The sequence below is a fragment of the Caulobacter radicis genome (assembly GCF_003094615.1).
Classification (GTDB): Bacteria; Pseudomonadota; Alphaproteobacteria; order Caulobacterales; family Caulobacteraceae; genus Caulobacter; species Caulobacter radicis.
In genome coordinates this window covers 1-7,520 of the sequence record NZ_QDKO01000005.1, presented here as the reverse complement: position 1 = coordinate 7,520, position 7,520 = coordinate 1, and the positions used below count along the sequence as shown (strand labels likewise).

The following is a 7,520-nucleotide window of genomic DNA, read 5'->3' as shown; positions in this document are numbered from 1 at the left end:
CAGCTCGGCGCTGGCCCCGGCGCCGGTCTCGACGACGGTGATTTCCTCGGCCACCAGCCGCACCGCCTGGCCGATGGCCAGGCCCGGCGCGGCCAGCACCCCGCGCAGCACGCCCGGCTCGGCCGGTTCGGCCACGGCGACGGGCGGCGGCGCTTCGACAGCGGCGACGACTTCGCCCACGCCCTCGCCCATGCCGCTCTCGATCAGCGCGGCGATCGCCGCGACGGCGCCTTGCGCGTCGGGACCGCTGGCGACGATGGAGACATGGTCGCCCAGCCGCAGCGCCAGCGACATCAGCCCCACCGGACTCTTGGCGCTGGCCCGGCGGCCGACCGCCGCCAGCGCGATCTCGGCGGTAAAGCCCCGCGCCGTCTCGGCGATGCGGGCGGCCGGACGGGCGTGGATCCCATGCGCCAGAGGCACGACCACCTCTCGCACCACCTCGCCGTCCGCGTCCGCCGCCGTCCCGGCGGCCGCACCGCCGACCGCCGTCAGCTCCATCAGGAAGCCGCCGACCCCGGTCTCCAGATCCTGAGCCCGGCGCACGATCGAAAAGGCCTCGGGATTGGTGACCACGATCGGGGTGATCAGGCTTTTGGCCTTGCGGGCCAGGAAATCGAGGTCGAAGCCGATCAGCGGATCGCCCGCCGTCACCGCCTGGCCCTCGGCCACGTGGACGGTGAAGCCCTCGCCGTCCAGCGCCACCGTCTCCAGACCCACATGCATCAGGATCTCGGCCCCGTTGCCCGCCCGCAGCGTCACCGCGTGCCGCGACCGGTGCACCGTGATCACCCGCCCGTCGCACGGCGCATGCAGCACCGAACCCGTCGGATCGATCGCCACCCCGTCCCCCAGCATACGCTCGGCGAACACCGCGTCCGGCGTCTCATCCAAAGGCGCCACCCAGCCTGAAAGCGGCGAAGAAAGAACAAGGGTGGTCACGTGGGGAACTCTCGCCTGGACGTTACGGGTCAGGGATTACTGGCCGGCCGCCGTCAGGGTGACGCGGTCGAGCGCGGGCATCGGATCGAGGCCCTTGGCGGTGAAGCTGAAACACAGATCGTGGACGCCGTCCCGAGCCGGCAGGGCGCCGTTCACCGTACCCAGGCCCGGGCCGCGACCGGCCTTGCCCAGCGGGATGGCGGCGATGCGCTCGCCCTCGCAGCCGCCGAGGCGGACCTCCAGCTCGCCGTCCGGCGTGGCCGGCTTGCGCACCACGATCTGGTCCTTGGCCTTGCCGATCTGGAAGTTCCACGGCGTCTGGCCGACGCGGGCGGTCAGCTTCAGCCCCTTGGACAGGTCCGCGCCCTTCCACACCCAGCACGGCTTCATGACGTCGGTGGCGAAGATGGCGCGCTCGCCGTCGCGGCCGTTCTCGGGCGCGTCGTCCTCGAACAGCAACGGGATGGCGTTGCCGCACAGCTCCAGCTGGCGGCTGACCCGGGTCTCGGCGGCCAGCTTCGTCGCGGTCCAGGCGCGGGTGCGGCCCAGCGGACGGCCGTCCAGGTAGCTGCGGGCCTTCAGGGTGGTCCCCGCCTTCAGCGACAGGGCCTCGCCATAGGCCGGCGAGGCCGTGGTCGGCTCCGAACCGTCGGTGGTGTAGCGGATCTGGCCAAGCTCCAGCCCGCTCTTCAGGCTGGCGGCGATCGCCCCGTCCTGGCCGGGGCGCAAGGTCGCCTGCGGCTCGAACGGCGCGGTGTTGGCCTTGATCCCCAGCGCTTTCAGGCGGGCCATCTGCGCCGGCACGCGGGTGGTGAAGCCGTTCCAGTCGCGGCGCTCCTCCTGGGTCCAGGCGGTTTCCGACAGCGCCACCAGGCGCGGGAAGGCCATCAGCTGCACCCGCTCGTCGGTGCGGATGTGCTCGACCCAGAGATTGGCCTGGACGCCCAGGATGTGCTTGCGCTGCTCGGCGGTCAGGGCGTCGGGCGCGGCGTCGAACTGGTAGACGTCCTTGAGACTGCTGACCGTCATCCGGCCGGGCGGCTCGTCGACGGAGGTGCTCTGGCGGCGATCGAAATAGAGCGTCGGCTCGGGCGACAGCACCGTGTCGTGGCCCTGGCCGGCGGCGGCGATGGCGCCGTCGATCCCGCGCCACGACATCACCGTGGCGTTGGGGGCTAGGCCGCCTTCGAGGATCTCGTCCCAGCCGATCAGGCGGCGGCCGCGACCGTTGATGTGCTTTTCGACCCGCTGGATGAACCAGCTCTGCAGGCCGTGCTCGTCCTTGACGCCCAGCGCCTTGATCTTGGCCTGGATCGCCGCGCTTTCCTTCCACTGGTCCTTGACGGCCTCGTCGCCGCCGACGTGGATGTATTCCGACGGGAAGAGGTCCATGACCTCGTCGAGCACGTCGTTCAGGAAGCCGAACGTGCTGTCGTCGACATTGTAGAGATAGGGGAAGATACCCCAGTCGTGGCGGGCCAGGGCCGGCGGGTTGGGCGTCAGGCCCAGCTTCGGATAGGCCACGATCGGCGCCAGGGCGTGGCCCGGCATCTCGATCTCCGGAACGATGGTGACGTTGCGCGCGGCCGCATAGGCGACGAGGTCGCGCACCTGGTCCTGGCTGTAGAAACCGCCATAGCGCACCGGCTTGCCGGTCTTCGGGTCGCGGGCGGCCGCGCCGGCCGGCGTGCGCCAGGCCGAAACCTCCGTCAGCTTCGGATACTTCTTGATCTCCAGCCGCCAGGCCTGGTCGTCGACCAGGTGCCAGTGCAGCGTGTTGAGCTTGTGGGCGGCCATGCCGTCGATCAGCAGCTTGATGGTGTCGATCGACTGGTAGTGGCGGGCGCTGTCGAGCATGAAGCCGCGCCAGGCGAAGCGCGGCGCGTCCTCGACCCTGGCCGCAGGCACGTCGACCGGCCCCTTGGCTTCGTCCTGCACGGCCAGCTGCCACAGGCTCACCGCGCCGTAGAACAGGCCGGCCCGCTTCAGCGCCATGATCTTCACGCCGCCGGGGGCCACGTCGAGGCCGTAGCCTTCGCCGTCGGGGCCTCCGCGAGCCAGCGAGATGGCCGCCTCGCCGGCGGCGGGCTCGCCCTCCACCACGGCCGGGCGGATCCCTCGGGCGCGATGCAGAAGGTCGGAAAGCTGGAGCGCCACGCCTCGCGCCTCGACGTCGCCCTTGGCCACGTGGATGCGGGTGGCGGCGGTCAGGCGGAAGCTGCCCTCGACCGCCTGGGCCTTCACCGGCGCGGGGGTCAGGGTCAGCGGCTCGGCGGCCAGGGCCGGCGAGGCCAGGACCACGGAGGCGGCGCTGGCCAGGAACAGGGCGGCGCGACGGGCTTGCGTCATGGTCGTGGGGATCATGTGCGGGACGCTCTCACCGGCAGGCAGTCGGCAAAAAGGCGGGCGGGTCGGCCAAAGCCGCCCCGCCCCAGCTCGCTGCTTGCAGTCAGGAGGGAAATGGGGGTGATCGGCGCGGCCTGGCGGGTCATGAGGGCGATCCTGAACCAAGCCGCGCGCGATGCAAATCAGCGGTATCGGAGGCGCGCGGTTCGGCGCGCCTCCGGTTCCGGTCCTCAGAAGGCGACGTTGAGGGTCGCCTGCAGCTTGCGGCCGGTGCGGTAGACGCCGCGCGGCAGCATGGTGGTGTTGGCGTAGGCGTAGTACTCGCTGTCCAGCAGGTTCTGCGCCGAGACCGACAGGTTGACGTTCTCGCTGAAGGCGTAGCCGGCGGTCGCGTCCAGCCCCTTGAAGGCGCGGACGAACATCTGGTCGCCGCGATCCAGGCCCGTGAAATACTTCGAGCGCCAGTTGTAGGTCACCCGGGCCGAGAACGGACCGTGCTCGTAGAACGGGCTGACGTTGATCTGGTGCTTGGAGTTGTAGGGCAGCGGCGAGCCGCCGTCCGCTTCGCCGTCGGCGTAGGTGTAGTTGGCCAGGAGGCCGAAACCCATGCCGAAGGTCTGCTGGTAGGCCACCGCCAGGCCCTTGACCGTGGCCGAGCCGGCGTTGGTCGGACGGCTGATCTGGTAGGTGGTGATCGCGTTGCGCGCCTGGTTGAAGTGCTGCTCGGCGACGGTCTGCTGCAGGATGTAGTTGCTGATGTCCTTGTGGAAGACTTCAGCCGACAGGATGGCTTCCGGCGCGAAGTACCATTCCAGCGAGGCGTTGACGTTGCTGGACTTGTACGGGTTCAGGTCCGGGTTGCCGCCGCCGCCGGTCAGGATCTGGTCGGAGAGCCAGAAGTAGTTCGACATGTCGGCGTAGTTCGGGCGCGAGATCACCTGGGCCGCGGCGAAGCGGAACACCAGGTCCTGCTGGACGTCGACGATGACGTTCAGGCTGGGCAGGAAGTCCTCGTACTTCTTGGACTTCACCTTCCAGGCCCAGTCGGCGGCGGTGGTGCCGCAGCCGGTGGCGGTCTGGTTGACGCAGGCATAGCCGCCGCTGTCGGACTCGGTCTTCACGTAACGCAGGCCGAAGTTGCCGCGAACGTTGTCGGCCTCGAAGTTGGCCTGGCCGTAGAGGGCGTTGATGGTCTCTTCGATGCCCCAGTTCTGGGCGGTGAACTCGGCGTTGCCGAACACCGTCGGAACCGGCTTGGCCTGCCACGGGCGCAGGTAGCCGCCACGGTCGATGTAGTCGGCCAGGGCCTTGCCGTCGATCTTGAAGCGGCTGCCCATCTGGTCGGTGACGCCGTCGAAGCCCTTCAGGTAGTTGCTGGGCACGATCGACGGGCTGAACTGCGCGGCGCTGGCCGGGTTGCCGTAGACCGCGACCGTGACGCCGGACATGGCCTGGGTGGTCTCGTGCTTGCGGTACTTGTAGCCGAACTGGACGCGCTTGATCACGCCCTCGAAGTCCTTGCCGAAGTCGAGCTGGCCGTAGGTTTCCTTGTCGGTGGTCGGCTTGGCGACGATGTTGCCGCCCCAGCCGGAGTTGTAGCCCGGCGCGCCCGGAACCGACGGATCGCCCGCGCCCCAGCCGCCGTCGAACGAGAACTTGCTGGCGTCGGCCAGCGGATTACCGTCGGCGGTCGGGTTGGTGTAGGTCAGCACGCCCGGCGACCCCGGCGTGCCGGTGAAGTCGACGGTGTAGTCGGCCCAGTTCAGGAACTCCCCGTACAGCTGGCGCTTGGTGCCGCCGTCGGCCTTGGAGTAGCCCAGGTCGCCCGAGACGTCGAAGCCGTCGCCCGTCCACTTGCCGTTGAAGTGGTAGGTGTCGGAGTTCAGCTCGGCTTCGCGGTACTGCACGTCCAGCACGCTCAGGGCGCGCTTGAACGAGGCCTTGCGGATGACGTTGTCGGTGATGGTGATGTCGGTCAGCGCGCCCAGGCTGTTCCAGGTATTGCCCTGGAAGGCGAACAGCGACTGGTTGGTGTTGTCGTAGGTGGCCTTGATCTTCAGCCAGTCGAAGTTCAGCTCGAGGGCGTCGGTCGGACGCCACTGGACGGCGGCGGTGTAGCTGTCGCGGACGCGCTCCTGCTCGAAGTAGGAGACCGACAGCGAGTTGACGCCGCGGGCGTTCGGATTGGCCGCCAGGGTGGCGGCGCAGGTTCCGGTGCAGTTGCCGTTGGTGATCGAGCTGACCGGATTTTCCGGATTGCCGCCGTTGTAGTAGCTGGCCGGGATCGTGCCGTAGGACTCGATGCCGTCGCGGCGCAGCTGGTCCTTGGCGTGCTGGGCCGAGACCGCGATGCCGAAGGTGCCGGCCTCGTTCTTCCAGCTGCCCAGGAAGGCGACCTGCGGGTCGGACTTCTTGGAGCGGTCGTTGTAGAGATAGCTGAGCGAGCCCTGAAGGGTCAGCGCCTTCAGATCGAGCGGCTTGCGAGTGTTGACGATGACCGTGCCGCCGATGCTCCCCTCATCGATGCGGGCTTCCGGCGACTTGTACACTTCGACCTTGCCGACGATCTGCGGCGCCAGCAGGGCGTAGTTGAACGTGCGGCCGGGCTGATCAAGGATGAACCAGTCGGCCGAAGCCACGGTCTGGCCGTTCAGCAGAGTGCGGTTCAGAGCCGGGTCCGTACCCAGGATCGAGACCTTTTCACCCTGACCGAACTGGCGGTCGACGGTGACGCCGGGCACGATCGTCAGCGCTTCGGCGACGTTCGAGCTCGGGAACTTGCCGACGTCCTCGGCGGTGACCACGTCGACGATGGCGTCGGCGTTACGCTTGGATTGAATGGATTGCTGCAGCGATGCGCGAATACCGGTGACGACCACCTCCTCGACGGAGGTCGATGTCTCCTGCGCCATCGCGGGCGCGGCGACCAATACGGCCAGCAGGCTGGCGGAAGCGGTCAAGACCGCCTTGTGGATGCTCTTCATACTCGGCTTCTCCCCTTTGTGCCGGGCCATTGGACCCGGAGCCGAACCCCAAAGCCCAATCTGATACCAATTTCTCGCGGCGAACCCGCAACGAGCGGTACTTCTCAGGCCTCGGAGTGTGACTGTGACGAAATTTTTGCATCTGACAAGACCGAAAAAGAACCAATTGCAGACCACGAGATAATTGGTATGAAAATGGTCATGAACTGTTGCGCCGGCGTTCGGGCCGGACGGATCGGGGCGATTGAGGGCCTGGCGGCCGTGGGCCAAGGGGTTGGGACGTGATGCTGTTTTCCGAAAAGATCGGACGCCTGGACGGCCACGGGCAGGACCACGCCCCGCTGTACAAGCAGCTTCAGCGCGCCCTGCGCGAGGCGATCCAGAAGAAGATCCTGTCGCCCGACGACGCCCTGCCGGCCGAGCGCGACCTTGCCGAAGAATTCAGCATTTCGCGGATCACCGTTCGCAAGGCGCTGGACGGCCTGGTCAGCGAAGGCCTGCTGACGCGCCGCCAGGGAGCGGGCACCTTCGTGGCCGCCCGCGTGGAGAAGAGCTTCTCCAAGCTGTCGTCGTTCTCGGAAGACATGATCTCGCGCGGCCGGGTGCCGCACAGCGAATGGATCAGCCGCGGCGAGGGCCAGGTGACCCCCGAGGAGTCGCTGACCCTGGGCCTGTCGCCCGGAACCTCGGTCTACCGCTTCGCCCGCATCCGCTACGCCGACGGCGCGCCGATGGCCGTCGAATACACCACCATCGCCGCCTTCGCCCTGCCCTCCACCGAGATCGTCGAGACCTCGCTCTACGAGGCGCTGGAGAAGACCGGCCATCGCCCGGTCCGCGCGCTGCAGCGCCTGCGCGCCATCCTGTTCGCCGCCGAGCAGGCCGACCTGCTGGGCGTGCCGATCAAGGACGCGGGCCTGCTCATCGAGCGGCGCGGCTTCCTGCGGGACGGCCGGACGGTGGAAGTGACCCAATCCTACTACCGCGGCGACGCCTACGACTTCGTGGCCGAGCTGAACGCCCTGTCCTGATCCGAACCTTGCAAAGGAAGCCGTCTTGGAGGCGACCGTCTTGACCCGACCCGAAGCCCAGCCCCTCACCGCCGAGGCGACGCGGATGTTCCTCGAAGCGGGGGAGGCCTCGGCCGTGGTGGCGCGGCAGGTCGCGGCCAATGCGGCGGCGGCGGGCGAGATCGGCGCGCGGCTGCGGGCCAGCCCGCCCCGGGCCGTGGTCACCTGCGCGCGCGGC

At 68.6% G+C, this 7,520-nt stretch carries 4 protein-coding genes; 1 reads left to right on the top strand and 3 read right to left on the bottom strand.

The window, feature by feature from the left end; all coding sequences use genetic code 11:
• The 3 genes from DDF62_RS01095 to DDF62_RS01085 form a co-directional block, all read right to left on the bottom strand.
• Positions 1–942, bottom strand: a 942-nt coding sequence (locus tag DDF62_RS01095; protein WP_116487398.1) for a glucose PTS transporter subunit IIA, incomplete at its 3' end; no start/stop codon positions are given.
• A gap of 36 nt (positions 943–978) precedes the next feature.
• Positions 979–3,306 (bottom strand): family 20 glycosylhydrolase, encoded by a 2,328-nt coding sequence (locus DDF62_RS01090; protein ID WP_341871555.1) that lies wholly within the window; start codon positions 3,304–3,306, stop codon positions 979–981.
• A 212-nt stretch (positions 3,307–3,518) separates the two neighbouring features.
• Positions 3,519–6,272 carry a TonB-dependent receptor gene (locus DDF62_RS01085; protein ID WP_116487396.1) on the bottom strand — a complete coding sequence of 918 codons (2,754 nt, stop codon included), beginning with the start codon at positions 6,270–6,272 and terminating at the stop codon, positions 3,519–3,521.
• A 284-nt stretch (positions 6,273–6,556) separates the two neighbouring features.
• On the opposite strand from DDF62_RS01085, the gene DDF62_RS01080 reads away from it, so the two are divergent.
• Entirely contained in the window at positions 6,557–7,303 is a 747-nt protein-coding gene (locus DDF62_RS01080; protein WP_116487395.1) for a GntR family transcriptional regulator, read from the top strand.
• The last annotated feature ends 217 nt before the right edge of the window (positions 7,304–7,520 follow it).

Excerpts from the sequence above, each read along its gene's own strand:
- DDF62_RS01090 (WP_341871555.1), bottom strand. The coding sequence starts at position 3,306 with ATGATCCCCACGACCATGACGCAAGCCCGTCGCGCCGCCCTGTTCCTG.
- DDF62_RS01085 (WP_116487396.1), bottom strand. The coding sequence starts at position 6,272 with ATGAAGAGCATCCACAAGGCGGTCTTGACCGCTTCCGCCAGCCTGCTG.
- DDF62_RS01080 (WP_116487395.1), top strand. The coding sequence starts at position 6,557 with ATGCTGTTTTCCGAAAAGATCGGACGCCTGGACGGCCACGGGCAGGAC.